Annotated in this window: 13 protein-coding genes; 3 read left to right on the top strand and 10 right to left on the bottom strand. The window is 41.4% G+C overall.

The window, feature by feature from the left end; genetic code table 11:
• Positions 1 to 2: 2 nt before the first annotated feature.
• Together FHS10_RS08820 and corA are read left to right on the top strand one after the other, a co-directional pair.
• The gene (locus tag FHS10_RS08820) at positions 3 to 641 is read left to right on the top strand and encodes a WbqC family protein (RefSeq protein WP_310504182.1); all 639 of its coding nucleotides are present in this window, start codon (positions 3 to 5) and stop codon (positions 639 to 641) included.
• Positions 642 to 1,766, top strand: a complete 1,125-nt coding sequence (corA, locus tag FHS10_RS08825; RefSeq protein ID WP_259089426.1) for a magnesium/cobalt transporter CorA — start codon at positions 642 to 644, stop codon at positions 1,764 to 1,766.
• 68 nt (positions 1,767 to 1,834) lie between these two features.
• Here the strand turns inward: corA and msrA are convergent, their stop codons facing one another.
• The 3 genes from msrA to FHS10_RS08840 all read right to left on the bottom strand — a co-directional run bounded on the left by msrA (position 1,835) and on the right by FHS10_RS08840 (position 4,039).
• On the bottom strand, positions 1,835 to 2,506 hold the full coding sequence (gene msrA, locus FHS10_RS08830; RefSeq protein WP_259089427.1) for a peptide-methionine (S)-S-oxide reductase MsrA: 672 nt from the start codon (positions 2,504 to 2,506) through the stop codon (positions 1,835 to 1,837).
• Between the two features lie 72 nt (positions 2,507 to 2,578).
• The gene (locus FHS10_RS08835; protein ID WP_259089429.1) at positions 2,579 to 2,842 is read right to left on the bottom strand and encodes a DUF3820 family protein; all 264 of its coding nucleotides are present in this window, start codon (positions 2,840 to 2,842) and stop codon (positions 2,579 to 2,581) included.
• Positions 2,843 to 2,866: 24 nt separating this feature from the next.
• Positions 2,867 to 4,039, bottom strand: a complete 1,173-nt coding sequence (locus FHS10_RS08840) for an MFS transporter (RefSeq protein WP_259089431.1) — start codon at positions 4,037 to 4,039, stop codon at positions 2,867 to 2,869.
• Between the two features lie 193 nt (positions 4,040 to 4,232).
• Here FHS10_RS08840 and FHS10_RS08845 point away from each other — a divergent pair, with 193 nt between their 5' ends.
• Positions 4,233 to 5,393 carry a putative sensor domain DACNV-containing protein gene (locus FHS10_RS08845; RefSeq protein WP_259089432.1) on the top strand — a complete coding sequence of 387 codons (1,161 nt, stop codon included), beginning with the start codon at positions 4,233 to 4,235 and terminating at the stop codon, positions 5,391 to 5,393.
• A gap of 115 nt (positions 5,394 to 5,508) precedes the next feature.
• Here FHS10_RS08845 and FHS10_RS08850 read toward each other — a convergent pair whose 3' ends face one another.
• The 7 genes from FHS10_RS08850 to FHS10_RS08880 all read right to left on the bottom strand — a co-directional run bounded on the left by FHS10_RS08850 (position 5,509) and on the right by FHS10_RS08880 (position 21,395).
• Positions 5,509 to 8,106, bottom strand: a complete 2,598-nt coding sequence (locus tag FHS10_RS08850; RefSeq protein WP_259089434.1) for a BamA/TamA family outer membrane protein — start codon at positions 8,104 to 8,106, stop codon at positions 5,509 to 5,511.
• A 53-nt stretch (positions 8,107 to 8,159) separates the two neighbouring features.
• A complete protein-coding gene (locus FHS10_RS08855; RefSeq protein ID WP_259089436.1) occupies positions 8,160 to 10,514 on the bottom strand; it encodes a GAF domain-containing protein in 2,355 nt (784 codons plus the stop codon).
• Positions 10,515 to 10,649: 135 nt separating this feature from the next.
• On the bottom strand, positions 10,650 to 11,573 hold the full coding sequence (locus FHS10_RS08860) for an SdiA-regulated domain-containing protein (RefSeq protein WP_259089445.1): 924 nt from the start codon (positions 11,571 to 11,573) through the stop codon (positions 10,650 to 10,652).
• The gene (gene ppk1 / locus FHS10_RS08865; RefSeq protein WP_259089451.1) at positions 11,570 to 13,609 is read right to left on the bottom strand and encodes a polyphosphate kinase 1; all 2,040 of its coding nucleotides are present in this window, start codon (positions 13,607 to 13,609) and stop codon (positions 11,570 to 11,572) included. The genes FHS10_RS08860 and ppk1 overlap by 4 nt, the downstream gene beginning before the upstream one ends.
• 37 nt (positions 13,610 to 13,646) lie before the next feature.
• Entirely contained in the window at positions 13,647 to 14,912 is a 1,266-nt protein-coding gene (locus FHS10_RS08870; RefSeq protein WP_259089453.1) for a Pycsar system effector family protein, read from the bottom strand.
• Between the two features lie 252 nt (positions 14,913 to 15,164).
• Positions 15,165 to 17,750 (bottom strand): DUF3857 domain-containing protein, encoded by a 2,586-nt coding sequence (locus FHS10_RS08875; protein ID WP_259089454.1) that lies wholly within the window; start codon positions 17,748 to 17,750, stop codon positions 15,165 to 15,167.
• A gap of 621 nt (positions 17,751 to 18,371) precedes the next feature.
• Positions 18,372 to 21,395: a glycosyltransferase family 117 protein gene (locus FHS10_RS08880; RefSeq protein WP_259089456.1), complete on the bottom strand. Its 3,024-nt coding sequence runs from the start codon at positions 21,393 to 21,395 to the stop codon at positions 18,372 to 18,374.
• Between the last annotated feature and the right edge of the window lie 258 nt (positions 21,396 to 21,653).

Raw genomic sequence — 21,653 nt, forward strand, 5'->3', positions numbered from 1 at the left:
TTTTGACCACAAACATAAAATATATGATTGAAAAAGGTGCTGTATTACCTATGTTTTATCTTCCGCCGGTTGAATATTTTGCAAGCTTGAACACTTACAAGCCTGATATACTGATAGAAAGAGAAGAACATTTCCCTAAGCAAACTTATCGTAACCGGGCCAATATTTACTCGCCCGAAGGGATTCTTACACTGGTTGTGCCGGTGGTTAAAGGTTCAAAAACGCATACCAAAATTAAAGATGTTAAAATAAGCTACGACTTTCGCTGGCAGCGCATACACTGGCAAAGCCTGGAAGCTTGTTATCGGCGGTCGGCCTATTTTGAGTATTATGAGGATGATTTTGCCACGTTTTATGACAAACAGAAACAAACAACCTTCCTGTTTGATTTTAACGAAGAGCTACTGCAGCTGTTACTTAAATTCACCAAAATAAAGGCAGAGATTAAGTATACTGATGAATATCATGCCAAGTATCCGTCGGTACCGGATTTCAGGGCGAGCATCCACCCAAAAAAAGAATCAGAATTACAACAAAAACCTTATTTTCAGGTTTTTGAAGAGCGGAAAGGTTTCCTGAAAAATCTGAGCATTGTCGACCTGCTTTTTAACCAGGGTCCGCAAAGCATAAATTATTTATAAATGAACAACATTATAAAAAGGGTAAAATATGACGCGCGCAGGCACAGCGGTAATGTAGGTGATCGTCCGGGGCTTGTTGTAGTGCCTGAGGGCGCTTTAAAGCCGCATATAGCCATGTTTAGCTATAATAAGGATGAACTGATCACGTCTGAAGGTAAAGACATTAAAGTGATCCTGTCGCAGCTTAAAAAATGTGATAACCATACCCATTGGATCAAAATCAATGGTTTGGGCGATGCCGGCTTGATTGAGCAAATTGGCGAGCATTTAAAAATTAACCCCTTGGTATTAGAGGATATTGCCAACATTCATCAAAGGCCCAAGTTTGATGAGTATGAGGACTATGCCTTTAGTACCAGCCGTATTGTGCATTTTAATGACGAAGATGAGCTGATCAACCACCAATTTTCAGCAATCATAAAAGATAATATCATCATCAGTTTTGAGGAAGACCACGTAGAATGTTTTGAAGCTGTAAAAGCCCGCTTAAAAGCAGGCAAAGGAGCTATACGCACCGCGGGCCCTGGTTATATGTGCTACGCTCTTACGGATACCATTATTGATACCTACTTTATACTATTGGCCAAAATTGGCGATAAGTTAGACGCCATTGAAGATAAGGTTTACACCGATGCCGATAAAAGCATCATGTTTAACTCGCAGCAAATTAAGCGTACGTTGATCATCATCCGCAGGGCAAGCTGGCCCGAGCGGGATAAGATTAATGACATGATCAGGTCTGAAAGTCCGCTGATTACGCCCGAGGTAAAACTGTTTTTACGTGATGCTTATGACCATTGCATCCAGGCTATGGATCTGATAGAAAACTATAAAGAGGTAACTTCGAGTATCATCGATTTGTACTTATCCATGGTAAGCAACCGCATGAACGAAATCATGAAGGTGCTAACCATTATATCGGTAATCTTTATCCCCCTCACCTTTATTGCCGGCATTTACGGAATGAATTTTGCCCACCAGGATGATAAAGGCCACATTCTTCACAATAACATCCCCGAGCTTTACTGGCCAAATGGTTATCCGTTCGCCTTAATGTTAATGTTATCTATCGCGGTTGCCCTGGTAGTTGTATTTTGGAAAAAAGGATGGTTTAATAGATTGTAGGCCCCTCTAAATCTCCCCTGAAGGGGAGACTTTAAAAAAAACATAATTTCTCGTTTAAGCCCTACCCTTTAGGGGAGGGTTGGGTGGGGCTTAAACTCCGGTTTAAGATCGGCTGCCATCGCTTTTCTGAATTTCATCACTTTGGGTGTCGAAACTGATTCGATATAAGGCTGATCAAGATGGGTTTTATAATAACCCTGGTGATAGTTTTCGGCAGCATAAAATACTGTAAAAGGTACTACCTGCGTAACTATGGGGTTATTGTAATGCTTTGATTCGTTTACCTTTTTAATGGTAGCCAGCAGCGTGTTCTTTTCCTCTGGTGTACGATAAAAAGCAATGGAACGGTAATCGGTACCTTCATCAGGTCCCTGGCGGTTAAGCGTGGTTGGATCGTGGGCAAAAAAGAAAGCATCGGCAATGGTAGCGTAGCTGATCACTTTAGGATTGTAATAGATCTGTACTGTTTCGGCATGATTGGTGGCACGGGAACTCACCTCTTCATATGTCGGGTTTTTAGTATTGCCGCCAGCATAACCCGAAACTACTTTATTAACTCCCTTAAGTTCAGACATGGCCTCGCTCATGCTCCAGAAACAGCCGCCGCCAAATGTAGCAACCGCCTCACCTGCCTTAACTTTAGGTAGCGGTGCCATGGCATCACCACCACCTGAAGCCTGTCCGTTTGCGCAGCCAACAAATAAGAACATCCCTGCGATATACAAAATTAGCTTGTTCATAATCTTTTCTGTGTTTAGACGAATTTACGAAGCAAACCTTACAGCAGATGGTCAGTAAAAAGCAATCTTAATTTACCGTAGTTTAGGGCTGCTACCCCCACCCTGTTTAAGTGATTTTTTAACCATGAACAGAATCTCGCTCAAGCCGTTTGTTTTGATCTCGAAAACAGTGGAGAGCATCATACCCATCTTATCTTTGGTAAAACCTTTACCTGCCATCCATTCCAGGTAGCTGATAGGGATATCCGCAATAATAGTGCCCTTATACTTGCCATAAGGCATAGGCGTTTGCACAATGTCTATCAAAATTTGGGGATCGGGTTGTATGTTTTGCACAGCGGTAAAAGTAGCTGATTTAAATCAGGAAGGTATAACTTCCGGTTGTTTGTTTTCTTTAAGCTGAAACACCAATATGATGATAAGCGCGCCAAAGCAGGCAACGATTCCAAAGGCCCAACGTAACCCTATAGCCTGCGCAATAAAACCAACAGTTGGGGGGATAACTAAAAACCCAAGATAGCCTACTGTTGATACGGCTGCCAATGCTTGCCCGGTATTCATACTTTGCGATTTACCGGCCATGCTAAATACGAGTGGCACAATGCATGACACCCCAACGCCAACCATCGCATAGGCGATGTAAGTGGTAATGACATAAGGTAAAATAATACAGAACAACAAGCCACTGGTGATAAGGATACCACTTAGCATCAGTACTTTTTTAATACCGGCAGATGCCACCAGTTTATCTCCGGTAAAACGCCCCAGCGTCATGGCAACCATGTACACCACAAATGCAGCCGTGGCTGCGGATTTTGAAGGATGTACAACTTTTTGAAAATAGATAGCGCTCCAATCGTACATGGTGTTTTCACAGGCCATGGACGCAAAGCATATCAGCGCGAACTTGATCAGGTACTTATCGGGCAACCTAAAACCCGCAGTACTTGAAGTAACTGCCGGTTTTTCATCGTATATGTACGGATAAAAAATGGCTGTGATTATCAGCATAGCTATCCCTACCATCAATAAATGCCATGAGGTAGCCACATTAAACGATACCATTAAATACCCTACTGCCGCCCCTGCAAACCCGGCAATGCTCCAGATGCCGTGAAAAGTCACCATGATTGGCTTATCGTAAAAAACCTGGATGCTCACGGCCTGCGCATTGGTGGATAGATTATAAATATTACGAGCTGAGCCAAAAAAGAACAACAGGATAACCAATTGCCACACATAGGTGGTAAAGCCCGGGAGGCATAACAGTAAATTAAAGGCTATAACGCCAACCAGCATAATCCGTTTGCTGCTAAAGTGCCTAAGCATTTTTGCCGTTATAGGTATGGTGAGCATTAAACCTATTGGCAATGCAAATAAAACAGCCCCTAACTGCGCTTCATTTAAATGTAAATGCTGTTGTATTGATGGGATACGCGAAGCCCAGGACGAATAACCGAAGCCCGAAATAAAGAAGAAGACTCCGCATGCAAATCTCAATCTTGATGGGCTGGGAACAGTGGCATTATCCATGCCGCAAAAGTAAAAAATAAATCACTTGCCGATGCCCCTTTTACAATGCGGGCCAGCGTTTGGAATATGTGTATCAATTATCGGCTAATTGCAATTTTGAGGCATTTGTTTGGGATGCCAATATTTATGGCTTATTTTTGATAGGGACAAATCATAAAAAGGGCATACAGCCCCGGTACGTTTAAAAGAAATAATGAAAACAAAAAGCTTATCAGCTGAACCAACATACAAAGCCGCGCGTAATGTAGCCCCTACATTGGAGCGTCATTTTAAATATTTCCATTCTTTGGTTAATTCCGAAAGTGCGGCCGATTTTTCGGCCCCTACACCGGATATCGCCACTATTGAAACCATTATAGATATTTCATTTTGGGCCAGCCTACGCCGCGAGGAAGGTTATTCGCCAAAATTCACCCTGGCTTTTTTACCGCCGGAGAGTGCAGGTCAACCTTTACTATTTGGCCATAAGATACCATTGGCCCCCAACATCCTTACCAAATTTGCTTCGGCGGTACAACAGCCAGGGATCCATCTGGGTGTTTGGGTTGAGGATGGTGAATTGTACGTTTGGGGTACTACACTGGCTATCCCCGCCTACTGTTTTGTATTGGAGGTGATTGAACCTGGCCTATTGGTGATTAAACACCGCCGGGTTGATGGCTTCGGAAAATTCCTGAACATAGCCATTTTAAAGGGCGATGAGATAAAAGTGGTAGATGAGCAGGGTTCTTCGCTGTCCGACTGCCCTACTATTCTTACTTCGATGCTCGATTTTACGCTTCCATCATTATGGAATGATCCTGTGAATGTACTGGTACAGCTTGCGGCATCAATGCAGGCCCACAAACGCGGGGGAATCCTATTAGTAGTACCGGCGGGTAACGACGACTGGATGGAATCCATTATTTCGCCTATTTCCTACCCCGTTTCTCCGGCATTCTCGGGCCTTACCGATCTGATGATCCATGAGGGTATCGAAAAATACCACACGTCGTGGCAGGAAAAGCTTCGTCGTGCTGTTGATACCATAGGGGGGTTAACTTCCATTGATGGTGCTACCGTGATCAATGATAAACACGAGCTGCTTGCTTTCGGCGCTAAAATAGGCCGCTCGTCAAAAAGTACGCGTGTAGAAGAGATCATTGTTACCGAACCTATTGTTGGCTGCTCTACCAAGGTTATACATCCGGCACAAAATGGCGGTACCAGGCATTTATCGGCGGCTCAGTTTGTGTACGACCAAAAGGATGCCATTGCGTTAGTAGCCTCGCAAGATGGCCGGTTTACAGTTTTTGCATGGTCGCCAATTGTGAATATGGTACATGCGCATCAGATAGATATATTGTTGCTGTAAAGGGCCTCACCTAAATACTCTCCAAAGGAGAGGACTTTGAAAAAATAGTTTGAATGACTTCTAAAATACGCAAATCAAAAGTCCTCTCCTTTGGAGAGGATTTAGGTGAGGCTTTTTAAAACCTCAATCCAATTGAAATATACGGCAAACTGCCTTCTTTTGAAAAGCCCATTACAGCTTCTATAAGAACCAGTTGGGCTGGGATAATATAGATGCCACCACCGTAGCCATCGTGCCATTGGTCTGATTTTTCGCCGGGAATCCATACACGGCCTACATCATTAAAACCGATCACTCCAAAGGAGCCTGGCAGCAGGTATGATGTAAAGTCCAGTACTTTAAGCCGCAGTTCCAGGTTGTTGTAGGCTATGGATTTGCCTGTGAACCTGTTGGTATGAAATCCCCTGAAGTTTTGAAAGCCGCCTAATTTCATTTGTTGAAAGTAAGTGGCATTGCCAATGGTTGTTCCTAAACCTGTTCTATCAGCAATTACTAAAACAGAATCTTTATCCGGGTTTAAATAGAAGCTAAATTCAGAAAGGATCTGTCCGTAAGTATTATGACTGTCTTTGCTTAATCCCGTAAAACCGCTAAGTGTTGTGCTCCAGAAAATACCTTTGGTTGGTATAGTAGCTTTGTTACGGGTATCCAGTTGGGCGGTAGTCTTCAGACCTGTATAGATCTTGGTTCCGAAAACATTATCGCCGGGATGGGCTTGATTATAATCATTCAAAAAACGAGTTGTGTTATTATCCGCCTTGCTGTTGTAATATTGCCCGGCTATGCCCTCGCTAAATTTCCAGTTATCCTGTGTTTGTTTCAAGGAAACATCGCCATAAATAAAATCGTAACGGTTACGGTAATAGCTGATCTCTTTATCGCCCTTATTTTCAAAAACGGTATTGTTGCCTAACCCGAAGAAATTACTCAGGTTATGCGGCCCCATAGAGGTGATGTTAACTGATAAGCCATTATTGCCAATTAACTTAGTCCAATCTGCCTTATAAGTAAGCAGAAATGATTCCCGCCCAAGGTTATAATTTACCAGAAATTCATCTCTGAAGGCATAAGGTTCTTTACGGAAGCCATGTTTCTCGAAGGACAGGCCGGCAATTAACGAAATACCAAGATCAGGGCTGTAATTAGCCAGGATGATAGGCTCGAACCGGTCAAACTTAAAACTCTTTTTATCATACTCATTTACAGCAGTATCTGTAGAGGTCCGAATTTTAGCATCTGATGATGAGGGCAGTTTGTTTTGCTGATCTGAACGGTCATAAACAAAAAGATTGCTTCGGTTATGCAGGTTTTTATCTACATAAAAACTATCTACCCCGTCGCCGCCAATCATACGCACCCTGATTGGCGATGGCGTTGTGCCGATAACCGAAAACTGATCGTCGCCGTCAAAACCATATAGTCTTACCTCCTCGGTAACATCGGGCTTAAAGGTTCGCTGATAGGTAACTTTATCAATTGTGCCGTCTTTTTTGATCTTATTTAAGATAACAGTTAAGTTGCCGCCGGCTTCATTACTAATAGTGAATTTATCTGTTTTATCGCTTGCCGGGATCTCAACATCTTTAGAGATAAACTTATAATACTCCAGCGCTTGTTTTTGCAGCGTATTGCGGCGGGCTATCATTTTGCCAATGATCTCGGGGCCGGATAACCTGTAGATGGTATCGGGCATGAGCTTTACAGCACTTTTGATCAGCTCATCGGTTAGCTTGCTTTGCACGTATGCAATTTGCTCTTTCCAATCGTCTTCACTCAAAGCGTTCAAAAAGTAACGGTCAAAATAGCGGGCATTAAAATTCCACCCGTTGATATCCCTGATCTCGTTACTATAACCCTGAAATTTTGATTTTAACCACTGATGTGCCACTATCCATGGAAATAAACCCGAGGTTTTATAGTACACCTGGTCACGATCACGCGGTACAGGTTCATAAACAGTTTCGTGCTTTCCGTCAATTTTTTCCCAACGCCATTGGTCTTCATGCCTGTCCCAATCGCCCAGCAGCATATCTAACAGGCGCGCGCGAAGCACTATTTTTTGGTCAACCCGGTTGTCATTATCGTCCTGGAGTTTCTTTTGTACTTTGTCAGTGTTGTCGGTTTTCTCGGCATCCAGTGGTTCACGCTCTTCAAACAAAAAAACCTGGTTGGCAAAATCTTTCTGGTATTGCCCCAATGCTGGATCATCTGGTACATACACAATACGTGGATTTGAATGCGGGATGCCCAGCGCTTCGGCCAGCGGTGGAACTGTTAAGGCCGAAAAAGGGTGTGCTGCAGATACCTGGTCTTGCAAAATATCTTTCGCTACAGTTGGCCGTAAATCAACAGGTAAACCTTTTTCGGGATATTTTTGAATGGTTCTTAAAACCCATTGCTGCCCGGTTGAATCCTGCAGTCGTAATGATTTGGTTTGCTGTCCCCCTCCTTTTTGCAGGATCTTTAAGCCACCTTTTTCTGATGAGATATGAAAGATTTTTAAAGTAACCGGCGCCGCCCAAAGCTTGCGGTAATTTTCGCCCAGGAAAAAACGATGGGTACCACTTACCTTATTATAATCGGGTTCGATGGCCAGTTTGATGCTATCGCCGGCAACCTGCGCTTTGACGCTGATGTTCGATAACAAGCTTATTCCTAACAGAAAAGGGAATGCTTTTTTTAAATACGCTGTGCTAAAGTAAATGTGTTTCAAGGCTAAACAACTATGTAATGCATATTACAAAATAGTTTTTATACCTGATAGTTTTATTTTGACGAAGCTGTTTGATAATTAACCCCTACCCTAAGTGCTTTAAGGCCGGTAACGCCCTGTAGTTCTTCTAAATCAAGGTATTCCAGATCGTCATTTAACACATTTTGCTCCTGCAGGTATTTGATGTACTCGTGATATTCGGCGGCCTCATTGGGGTTAAAATACACCATTGCTATTTTGCCTGGCTGTGTAAGGCGTTCAACAGAACCGGCTATCAGTACTTTATCGATACGCTTTTTGATGATCTCGTACCGGATATTGTAAGCCCCTTCCACATCAAAGCGGCGTTCATCATTCCTGAAACTGATATCGATAGCGTTTGAATGGATAAAGATTAATTGCGTGGTTTCCAATGGGCGCTCAATCTGCCCGGCCAACTCATGAGTAAGCTTTGCAATCTCGGCCATCGACTGTAATTGCCACAACCTTATATTTTTAAGGTACAGCACATCAAACGCACGCGTTGGCGATATAGATTGCCCGATATAAATATCATACTCAACACCATCGGTCCTGAATTTTTCAAAATAACATGGATAAGATCCCTGCACATCATCCTGTACCAGCTCAAGGTAATGGTTAATGGTATTATTGATCAACTGCATGGAATTTTCCAGGTTACGGCGATTGGCGAACGCTATACCGGTATCTTCTGCCAAACATTCAAAATAGGCATCTATAACAGGTTTCTCTTCGGGGTAATTTTCCCTGAAGTAATTGAAGAACGGGTTTACCTCCTTTTCCAGGAAACTATCAAGCGTTAGTTCATCGTTGGTAGTTATAAAGCCACTTATCTTTTGCTCCCAATCTTTACATTTATAAATGAGGTTATCAATCAGGTTTAAATGAATGTGCTCTTTCAGAGTCAATAATGTTTTAATGATGGTAGCCATTAAAGCCTTTAGGTCATCCTGTAAAGCCGTATTGCGCTCAATGGTAGAATTACGGATATCGATGGCACCAAATAGCGGGTAAACATTATTAAACACTACTGTTTCAATCTCCTGGCTTTTATTCTTTTTATTGCCTGTTTTAAGGTAGTTCCAGGCTACTTCGTTAAATTTCCACTGAACTGATGGCTGTAACGAGGTAAACTTTTCTTTGATAACCTTTTCAAGCCTTTCATCAAATTGATCTATACTGTTTTGCAGCAGCTGGGCAATAAGCGGCATAGCATTTTGCAGTTTGGAAAGCAATTTTTCATAAAGAGCGATCTCATTGTAGGAGTATACCTCCATAATGCCTACATTTTTCTTGTTGTAGTACACCGGAAAAATACCGTACGATTTGATCCTGGCCTCTTTCAGTACCTTTAAGAATGGAAATTTTGCTACCTTTTCATCTGTAATGGTATTGAAAAATACCGGCTTCGGATTTTTATTGTAATCAAAAGCCAGGGCCTGGAAGGTTTCTTCGGCTGCATTAAAATGTTTTGCCTCAGAAATGATCACACTTTGCGAACACTCAGCGGTGTCAAATATTGGCTGGTTATTAACCTTTAAAAATGGCAGCAAACCAAATTCTATACAAGGGTCTTCTGATAGTGTTTTCAGCGAGCTGATAATGTGCTCATATTGCTCAGCTTCATTGGCCGAGTGGTTGACCAATTCGTCCCTGATGCTTTCCATAGCGTGGCTAAGTGTAACATCGGTTAAAGTGATCACCGTAAAACCCTGGAACATAAAGTTAGATAGTGGCAGTATGCGTTCCAATATCTCTATCCCTTCAAAATCGTTCAAATAAGGTTCAATAGTTTCAAACTTCAGTTCGGGCAATTCGCCCCTGAGCACAATTTTAACAAACTCCGCATTGGTAAAAATGCTGTAAAAACGTGTTAGCTTGGTTTCGGGATCTACATAGCTGTAAAGCAGTTCGTTTTTAAGTACGGTACTAAAACCATACATCCGCTCCAATATCAGGTTGTATATGAATCTTTTCTGACGCTGGGTAAACAACTCATCATCGGGCATATTCACTGCGTACAAACCAGAATGGTGGCTTGAATGAAAATTAAAAAACGCCTCTGTACTAAAAAATATCTTTTCGGGCACAGGGGTACTTAAAGCCCAGTAAAACTCTTTTTCGTTAAGTATTGGCGGGGTAAGGATACTGTAAATAAGCTCAAGCGATTCTCTAAACCCTTCCGCGTTTTCCGGCTGTATATCCAGGCTAATGCAGGGATCTGCCTCAAACTTGTTTAATACATATTTATAAAACTCAGTTTTCAGGGTCTTTTCGGTAAGTACACGCTCCTTCAAATGCTCCACAAACGGGTTAAATGTAAGGCACATATCTACCTGGCAAATGGTGCAGTTATTCTTACTTATATTGATTACTTCTGTATGCATTATAAAAACCTATGGGCAAAGGTATAACTATGGCAATTATTTATAAGTAATGATTTTGTAAATAATCTGTAGATTTTGACACCAGCTAAAATCTTAATATTCAGATGACTGTAAACTGATGTTCATATGATAATGTCAGGGAGTATAACTGAATTTCAGAACGTTTCCCATGTTTAATTTTCCGCCTTCATTTGATATATACAAATTTTGCTGTGCATCAAAAGCGATTCCCTCAGGCTGGTTAAATGCCGAATTTAACGGGTAAACAGCCTTGATTTTCCATGAAGCGTCGGCCACCACCAGTATTTTATTTACCGACGATAAAATATACCATTCATTAGTAGCCTGATTTTTTGTCAATGCCGATGGATGGAAAGATATTTTCTTTTGACCGGCTAATTTTTCAATCGCCTTTACATCTACACTAAAGGTGCCCGTTTGCTTGATTGTACCATTTGTTTGGATACTTAAAATATAGCCGCTGCTGGCTTTGGTTGTTTTGTCATCGGCACAATGTTTACATAGCACATATAATGATTTTGATTTTTCATCGGCATACATCCCTTCGTACTCGCCTTCGGGTAAAATACCATCCTGTTTCTGCGCGTTTACCTCAGCGTTTTTCACCTGGCTAAACGGAAACGTAAATAACGCACCATCACTCCTTAATACAACCACCTGCCCGTTGCAAATGCCGAGATCTTCATAATCCCCCTTTTTACCAAAACGAACGTAGTTAGCCTGTTTATCGCCCAATTTAAGGTAGTAAACGCGACCGCTCTCATCTTCTTCGGCATAAAGCATATCGCTGCTGCCGTTAAAAAACGTGATACCCGAAATTTCAAGTAAACTTTCGGGCATATTAAATTTCTCCGGTTTCGACAGATCGTAGCCTTTGGGATTACCACTTGTTGCTGTTTCACCTGCCGCCTCAACCGCCTCTGTTGAGCCAGATTCACCTTGCTTTTGCGTACATGCCAAATTGATCATCAATCCGGCACATATCAGCAGGACGATAAAGAGATTGGCAGTTATATTTTTATTCCGTTTAACCCTCATACACTTTTAGCACTTAAAAATTCATAAATAGCCCTTTGCGATTGTATGGAAGGTTCCCCTTTGTCAACCGGGATATTTTGTAGCTGCGTATCTAATTTTACAGCCTGCACATTATCGTTGAGCTGTAAATCGAGCATCTGTATTACTTCGGCTTTAACGCTTTCATCATAAACGGGGAAACAAACTTCAACACGCCGGTAAACATTGCGGTTCATCCAATCGGCCGAGCCCATAAATACCTTTGGGGCATTGTTATTATTGAACACAAAAATGCGGCCATGCTCCAGGTAGCGGTCAACAATACGCGTAATAGTAATATTTTCGCTCATACCGGCTACGCCGGGAATAAGGCAGCAAATACTGCGGACGATCATATTTATTTTTACCCCCGCCTGCGATGCATCGTATAATTTGGCTATCAGGATGCGCTCCTCCAGGTTGTTCAGCTTAATAGTAATACCAGCCGGCAAACCTTGCTTCGCATTTTCTATCTCTTGATCTATGAGCGCTAAAAAGCCATCCTGTAAATTAAACTGGGCAACTAACAGGTGCTTAAAATCAACCGGGTAATCATCTGCCGATTTAACCCTTTTAGCCAGGAACATAAACACCAGTTCCATTTCGCGAAGCAAGGCCGGATTGGCGGTCATTAAAATATGATCAGTATAAAAGGCCGCGGTGCTTTCGTTAAAATTACCGGTGGCTAATAAGCCCGAATACTTTTCGCGACCATCCACATGTCTTTTAACCAAAGCAATTTTCGCGTGCACTTTAAGCTCCTTGTGGCTGTAAATGATCTCCACACCCGCAGCTTTCATTTTTTTTGCCCACTTGATATTATTAGCTTCATCAAACCGGGCTTTAAGCTCAACCATTACACGCACCTTTTTGCCATTGGTAGCCGCGCTGATGAGCGCGTTCACAATCCTCGAATCGCTGGCAACACGGTATAATGTTACCGAGATCTCCGTAACGGTAACATCTGTAGCAGCCTCGTTAAAAAAGCGCAGGATATTATTGTATGATAAATATGGTGGATGAAAAATGTAGTCTTTTTTATCTATCTGCTCAAAAAAGGAACCTTCCTCGGGGTGAATGCCACTTAAAATGGCTGGCCATTTGCTGTACTTCAAGGCAGAGTTATTTGCCGGTAAGCCCATCAAATCTTTCAGGTTGTGGTACATCCCCCCTTCTACAATACTTGTTCCCAGCAGGTTAAATTTATCGGCAATAAAGTTGAGGGTCCGTAACGGAATGCCTGGCTGGTGTAAAAATCGGGTAGCTATACCTGCATCACGTTTAAGCAACTGCTTTTCTATTTGTTCTGATACGTCACCCTCAAACTCGCCGTCCAGGTCAAGTTCCGCATCGCGGTTTACTTTAAAAGTGTAACAGCCGCTTAGCGTTTCGGTTTTGAACAGCTTATCCAGGTTATGCCTTATAATATCATCCAGGAAAACAATATACTGAACACCATCGCTGGCACCGATACTCAAAAAACGGGGCAATTGATTTGATGGAATGTTAAGGATAACATTCCGTTCAGTTTTGGCATCATTGCTCAAACTGATCAAAAAGTATAATTTGTTATTCTCCGGAAAGAATTTCTTTTTAGCATCAGTCAAATCAAGCGGCTGCAAAAAGGCAAGTACCTGGCTAAAAAAATAATCACTTACTTTATCGGCAATGATGTTAGGTATCGGCTCGTTAAAAAGCAAGTTGACTTTGCTTTCTTTTAAAAGCGGGATCAACCGCTCCCGTAACACTTTCCCAAATCGTTCCTGCTGATGGCCAACCAACTCCTGCGCCCGGTGAAAAACATCCTCTTTTTCACTTTTGTTATCTTCACCTAAGGAGTGCAATGCCATTAAAACAGGAATCCGCACCCGGTAAAATTCATCAAGATTTGATGAAAATATACCCAGGAAATTTACCCTTTCCATAGTGGGCAGCTCGTCCCTTTCGGCTTCCATCAAAATACGCTCATTAAAAAGCAACCAGCTCAGGTCCCTGTCAAAAAACGAATATTGTTTCATAAATAGCAAATTATGTATTAGCAGTAAATGCTATTAATTATATCACCGAAAATATTATGTAGGCAATTACCGCGGCTATTAAACCAAACATGAATATGTTATAGGAAACCCTTAACAAGCGATATTTTTTACCAAGTACCACGCCCTGCGAGTAATTATCGCGGATAAGGCTACCGTATAAAAACTCGCTATCGTCCATCATCTTCAGCATCCCATCGCTATAATCCTCATAACTCATGCGGTAAAAATTACCAAAGAAAAGCAGGTTTGTGGTTTTATTGGCGATGTCCTCACGCGTAAAAACGCCCATCGGGATAGATGGCCTGGTAGCCAGGATAGAGAATGTAATGGTAAGCAAACTAACGGTAAGCAGCATAAATGTAGGCCACAATAACTGCGAATGCTCATCCATTTTACGCAGCACCAAACTAATAATGGCCGAAAGGATGATGGAGTTAACCGTGATCATGATGTGCGCCTTATTATCGGCCATATCACTTAAGCGCTGATGATTTGCAGAACTGATACGAAACATGGTTTCGATACCTTTTTCGGGTTTCTTTTTCCTGAGGCTTTTTGAATGCTTTTCTATATCCTCGGCTACAGTTGTATCGTCGTCATCATCGGTATCAACTTCATCGTCGTCGTCATCATCCGTTATGATGGTGCTACCTGCAAGCGGCTCTATCAACGGTTTCTTGTCTTTTACCTCTTCCTGCTTTTTAATTAATTTATCCAGGTTCTTCTGCTGCTGATCGCCTAACAATAACCGGCAGTAATCGGTAAAGTATTGATGGCCCTGCAATAGTTCAATACTCTTTTCACGCCAAACATCTTTATCAATGGTGATACCTTTTACAATCTCAAACTCCTTGCGTACCATTTTGCTTTTCTCCTGGAAATCGCTGCTCCCTAAATGGAAAAGATCGGCATCGCAAATAATTTCCTGTAATAAACCATTGGGTTTTTGCGGCATTTCCGTAGCCAAAATACAGCCTTTAACTTTATCAATAACCTGCTGGCTAACCTTCAATTGCTTTAACTCATGCTCGGCAAGGCTAATACTTTTGGCTTCATGTTCGGCTTTATCGGTAAAATATCCTGTATCATGGAACCAGGCCGCTGCCACCACTGCAAAAAAGTCTTCGTCACTTAACTGGTAGTGATTGGCAATTTTGGTAGCGGCAGATACAACATCTTTGGTATGCTTTAAATCGTGATATATGAGGTGAGGATCCTGGTAGGCATCAAAGTAAGAAACAACATAATGCTTTACATCCTCTAATAACTGTTGAAATTTCATTTGGGCAGTGTAATTGTTTTTATCAAATTTATTCTAAAAATCTTTATTTACGGCTGAATTAAAATTATAAGCCCGATAATTAATAAGAATTTACATATAAACGAAATAGATTCTTGATCATACGCTGTATTCAAATAACAGGCCATCTCAAAAACCAACTGACAATCAGACGCGTAGCAAATCAATCGCCATTATAAAAAACGATGTATCGTTAAATTCATCAACAAAGCCGGTATACGATATGTAGCTTTGTTACTTTGATTCGGAACGATGAGCATCCGGCCCCTCATAACTGTAGTTATACGGAGGGTACGGTACGATAAAAGTATGCTCCACCCGCGATGATCTTCTAAAATAAGAGATCCAAATTATCGAAACTAAAATTGCGCGCACCAAAGCAAATTGTGCATCCTGGTTTAGTTTGTATTGTTGCGGCCCTTGCGTTGTTAAAGTTATAAAGTAATAGATGAATGCAAAAACAGTACTGTAAGCAAAATATCCGATGATGGCTTTGGGCAATATATCACGTTTGTTCAAAAGCAATACCAGGTTAAAAATAGCGTAGCCCATTAATATAATATTACCAACCACCGTAGTAACAATAAGTACCCTATAGTTTAAAGTAAATTTCCCAGCGAAACTATTCCAGTAACCCAATTCAAAAAACTTTCCTGTATAAAGGTTTATCAGCACATTAATGGCTGTGGCACCCAGTCCTATGGCTACCAAAATTAGCCAGCCACCAATGGGTGTAAAGGTTGTACCATGGCTAAACACAATACCCGGCGTTTCGCGCTGGTAAACCCATACACCTAAAAATACAAGGCCTACCGTAAGAAAGCCAGCCAGCATCACCATATAGCCGTTAACACTTGATTCCGGCTCGTGTACAGTACCATAACTAAAGCTGTAGCTTAAGCCGTCGTAATTAAGCTTTTTAATATCAGCTCTAAATTCGGCCAGCTTATTAGCCGGAACATAATCTTTAAGATAATTCAGTTTATAGTTAAGCAGCAGCGTATCGCCCGATGCCGAATAATCGGATGCGAACTTATAATAATCCCTGTTGATAGCTTCCTTACGGGTGGTAATATCCCAGCCACCAGGCAAGATCACGCTGATGGTATAATCATAATTGAGCGGATAGCTAAGCGATACCGGTGTTTTAGTTTGCCCGTTAATAGATGGCAGTTGATGCGAGATATAGTTTGCATACAAATCAACAGATCGTTTATTGGTTTCAGAATCTGTTGTGAAAAAGTCTTTGATAATATAGGTTTCTTTTGTGGTCAATACATTCTTCTCCAGGTCGTCGGTTACCGTTACAGAATCCTTGGGTTCAATTTTTGAATAGGTTTTGGCGTAATATTCCAGGTAGTTCTTTTCAGTTTCGGCCATACCACTCGATGCTAACCTGTTACGGATGTCATCTGCTTCATTTAGGGTATAAGTCGTTTTTACGGTAAACTCAACGGAAGCCTTATCGTTTTTTATTTTATAAATATCATTGAAAACTATTTTGCCGGCCTTTGATGGCGGTATACTTGTAAGCGAGGTATTACCTGGTTTTAAAACCAGGCCCATGGCATAATTGGGGAAATAAATATCAGTCCCGGCGCCGCCCTGGTAATCAATAGTAGCGTCAACCCACACTTGTTTACCGTTTACGTTGGCGGTAACCACCGCGTGGTCAAAGGCGTAATACGTTGGGATATAATCGGCGATATGTTCACGCACACTGGAGTTAACCAACACCATAGATGCATCTATTCCGCCTGCTTTAAGCATAGAAACCAGCAACAGCGATTTGTCTTTACAATCGCCATAACGTTGCTTAAAAACCTTTTCGGGATTATTGGCACGATGCGAGTACTGCCCTATTTCTATCCCCATATATCTCACCTCATCCTGCACAGTTCTTACCGCTTCGCGAAAGTATTTTACTTTATCCGTACCTGTTTTTGCTTTTATTTCGGCAATGCGGGCTGCCAGCTCTCCTTTTATATTAACGTCGGCCGGGTTAATTCCCAACGACCAGTTGACTACCTCGGCCCAACTGCCAAACTCGCTGATCTGTACCCTGGCCCTCCCCTCGTACCATGCAGGCTGGGTATCGTCATCGCGGGCAGCTGGTACCTGGAAAGCTTCATATTCATATCGCCTCAAACCGCCGCTTTCTGTTATGGTAGCCTTGGGTATGGTGTTGAAAGCCTTAAAGTTTAATTTTCTTTGTGCCGATGTGATGAGCACCGTGTATTGGTGCGCTATAGGCTGATACCATTGCAATGTAATATCATCGCAATACCGGCCATTAAATATGGGGTTACGGCCGGTAAGCGTGTACGAATATTCGATCCTATCGCCCTTCCGGATATCATCCAAGATCAACAAGGCAGAGTAGCTTCCCTGGTAAATAAAGTTAGATAGGTCCTTTTCATCGGCTATTACTTTGAAGCCCGATACGTTTAGGCGATTGATAGGTTGCCCGGCACGCCAAACTATGATTTCATGAAAATCAAGTCGCTGAAAACTGGGATCGAAGCCAACATTTATTTGCGACGCGTTTTGGATACCTGTTTCGGATATGATCTCTTTGATCACATGGTGATAGTCGGCTTGTTTTTCAACCTGTACCTGCTGCTCTATCAGGGCATAAAAGTAACCGTTCTCTATAGTGCGGGCAGATGGCTTTTGATTATAAGGTTTGCAGACGCTTAACCAGTTTGGCTTTGGCGAAACGTGTACCGCGGGATCACTGGCTTTAGCAACAAACGCGCTGATCAGTACAAATAAAACAATTACCGGGGATGTTAAATAAAATTTAAAACGTTTTTGCATCACGGCTATGAAAATAAATAAACAAGCCGACTTTATAATATTTATTTGATATTTAAAACGGGATACCCCTAAAGCAGGGAAATCGCTTTTACCCCCAAGTAATGCATTCGTGTTATCTTAAGGCGCCTTTTTTTTTGAGTTAGACGCGAATGCCCGCCGCCCCGGTTACAATTTGATCGAATTTCACGAATTCCGGAGTTGATCGGTAGCACAAATCAGGGCAAACGCATCTAAATAATTAACGGGAATAAGCTGTAATCTAATAATAGGTAAGGGAATAAGCTTAAGGAGTAGGAAAGCGATAAGCATCAAACAATACCTTGTTTTTATTGCCCGGTTCTGGTTAAATGATCCCGGTATTGAAGGGACTTGTATTGACCAGCAACAGGCACAAATATTGGGTGTGCCTAAATTGCACGGCACATCATTTTTGTGTTAACCTTGTTAAAATACAAAATATTGATTATTAGGAAATTAATATGAATTTTATCTGAAATATGTTAAGTTATGTTAACCCAATTAACTGCGTTTTCCCTTCCCCCTAAAGAACACAAGCCCTCTAAAACAAAAAATGGAACTATCTTTTAAGGATAGTTCCATCATAGTCATTAAAAAGCCGTTTTATTGTTGGCTGCCCAAAACAGGCTGAAATTTTTTAACGTAATCTTTCAGCTGACCGTCAAACTTCTTGAATAAACCGGTTTGGTTATTATCTTTCGCAAAATCGGCCATGCCGTTTAACACCTGCAGGCTAATTTGCACGTTACGCATATCTAACCCGCTGCCATTGCTGCTTAATAAATGATAATTATAATCAAGCTGATCAACCGCGTAGTTATCAATATTAGTCATCATGCGGGTACCTAAAACAACATCATTTAATTGAAAAGCCATTTGAGCTAAAAACATTTTACGCCCTGCAATATCAATGTACGGGTTAATATCAGGCATTTCCTGGTCGTATTTATGCAGTGCTTTTAACGCCAGGTCATTGTGACCTTCTTTCATCAGGTTTTGGATCAAATCGCTAAAAGTGGTCACCATTACCGGGTAAAACATCGATGTTGATTCATGATCAAGGTATTTAGCGGTTTTGAAATTGCCAAATTTAAACTTGGTCATAATGTTATTATACATCACCAAAGTATTGGTTTTGCTTAGTTGATCGCGAATGGTAGTATCTTTTTGGAAAGGTATTAAATGATAAGTAAAACCTTCTTTGTATAAGTAAGGCTGTAAACCAATCAGGTTTTCGTTACCAATAGTGGTAGTGAAACAGATAGGCCTTTTCCAATGGTTATGTGCCAGGATATCTAATATAGCCAGGTTTTCTTTAGTCACGTAATTTGGCGGAAATTTCCAATCCATCGTAGTCGCCAACCTGCTTTTTTGATCTGGTGTAATAACACCATTGCTTACAACCTCCTCGGGGTTGATAGTCAATTTCAGATTTTTGGTTGGCATATAATTGCCGTAATCTCCGCTTTGGTATTCAACCTGTGCAGCTTTATCATCAGATGTAATAAAGTCAAATACTTCTTTTACTTCCTGCGGGCCGTCAAGCTTACGGTCGCTGTAATAAATAGCATCCCTTACACCCTCTTTGTATTTATCGTAAGGCATGGTGATAGGCAACGGTTCAGACTGGTTCATTTTACCCTGCATCTGGCGGATATACCAATCACCGGTAAATAAGCTCAGGTTTACAATGCGAACGTCGGGCCTTATGCCTTCTACTTCCTGATCGTACCATAATGAATAAGTATCATTATCGCCATAAGTAAATAAAATAGCATTTGGTGGGCAAGATATCAGGTAATTGTATGCCATATCATGCGGGGTAAGCTTGGTTGAACGATCATGATCGCCCCACTCTTTACTTGCCAGCAATACAGGTGCTGCCAAAAGACAAATAACGGTAGAGCCGATAGCAGCCGTTTTGCCATCCAAAAACTTCCGCGCTCCTTCGGCAATAGCAATTACACCCAGGCCTATCCATATGGCAAACGCGTAGAAGGACCCCACGTAGGAGTAATCCCGTTCGCGGGGCTGTACGTTAGCTTGGTTTACATACAATACAATAGCAAGACCAGTAAAGAAGAATAACAGCAATACTACCAGCGCGTCTTTTTGTTTACGGGTAAAATGATAGGCTGCACCAATTAAGCCAATTATTAGCGGCAAGGCATATAAGGGTGTATAAGTTACAGCACCGGTTACTGATTTTGGCAAGTGCTTACTGCCATCAAAAATACCGGTAGTCCAGTTACCATCAATGCTTTCGGTGCTTTGCTGACCGTCGGCATCGTTATAACGGCCCACAAAATTCCACATAAAATAGCGCCAGTACATCTGGTACATTTGCCAGCTAAACATCCATTTTAAGTTATCGGTAAAGGTTGGTGCCTGCCCTTCAGGAATCTTTAACCATTCTTTATAAAACTGTACATCCTGCGCCTCGGCACTGTACATACGCGGTAAAAAAGTAGTATGATCATACTCATAGTCGGTTTTTTTACCGGCGTTTTCATACTTAGTTTTTCCCTTACGGTAAATGATGTTACCATCCTTTTGACCGGTTACCTGGGCATCATAATATTGGCCAAATAACAATGGGTTTTCACCGTACTGGATACGATTTAAATAACCGTAAAGTGTAAAAGCATTATCAGGGTGTGAGTTATTCAAATCGGGATTTGCAGTGGCCCTGATAGGGATGTAAGCAAATGACGAATAGCCCAAATAAATAAACGATACACATAATAATGCCAGGTTCAAAACCGGTTTGTTATTACGGATACTGTAAACAATACCGGCTACTAACGCCGCCACAATCAATAATACAAAAAATAGCGCTCCGCTGCCGAAGCCTAAACCTAAGGTATTTACAAAGAAAAGATCAAAGTAAGCAGCAAATTTGATAGTGTATCCCCTGATGCCGTATTGTACCAAACCAAGTATAACAATACCGGCTAAAATTGCCAGTATGCCATTACTCACGGTAACTTTTTTACTTCTGCGGAAGAAATAAACTATGGCCAAAGCAGGTATGGTTAATAAGTTTAATAAGTGAATACCAATTGATAAACCAATAACATAGGCTATAAAAATGAGCCATTTATCGGCACCTTTTTCATCGGCATGAGCATCCCATTTCAGGATAGCCCAAAATACGATAGCGGTGCATAATGATGATAATGCGAATACAATAGTTTCAACAGCCGAAAACCAAAACGTATCGGTATAAGTAAAGGCTAAAGCACCAACAAGACCGGCCCCCATAATGAGGATAAGATTTGTTTGATCAACAACATCGTCACGTTTGTTTAAGAGTAACTTTTTTGCCAATGCAGTAATTGTCCAAAACAAAAACATGATAGTGGCACCACTGGCAATTGCCGAACCCATATTGGTATAGTAAGGCACCTTTGCATTATTGCCGAATGAAAGCAGTGAAAAAAGTTTGCCCAGCATGGCGAATACAGGGTATCCCGGTTGGTGAGCTACTTGTAAACGGTAGGCGCACGAAATAAATTCGCCGCAATCCCAAAAACTTACAGAAGGTTCTAAGGTTAAGATGTAGGTTACAGAAGCTATAACAAAGCAAAGCCAGCCTAAAAGGTTATTGATTTTTTTGTACTGCATTTAATAATTAATAGTAGTGTTTTATCGCGCGGGCAAATATCATGATTTTTATGCCTTATTTAAAAAAAACCAATGTCGCCGGTCAAATTTAACATTTATTAACTTTTTTTGGAGCAAAGATTTTTGGAGCAAAGAGTAAGGATACATTTAACGACGCGAAACTCTCCCGTTTTATCCTTGTTCCTTTGTCCGAAAATCTTTAATCTTCAAAAAAACTAACAGAAACGAAATTTTTATGTTATGATAAATAATACTTAT

Source organism: Mucilaginibacter dorajii, assembly GCF_024808255.1.
GTDB classification, from domain to species: Bacteria; Bacteroidota; Bacteroidia; order Sphingobacteriales; family Sphingobacteriaceae; genus Mucilaginibacter; species Mucilaginibacter dorajii.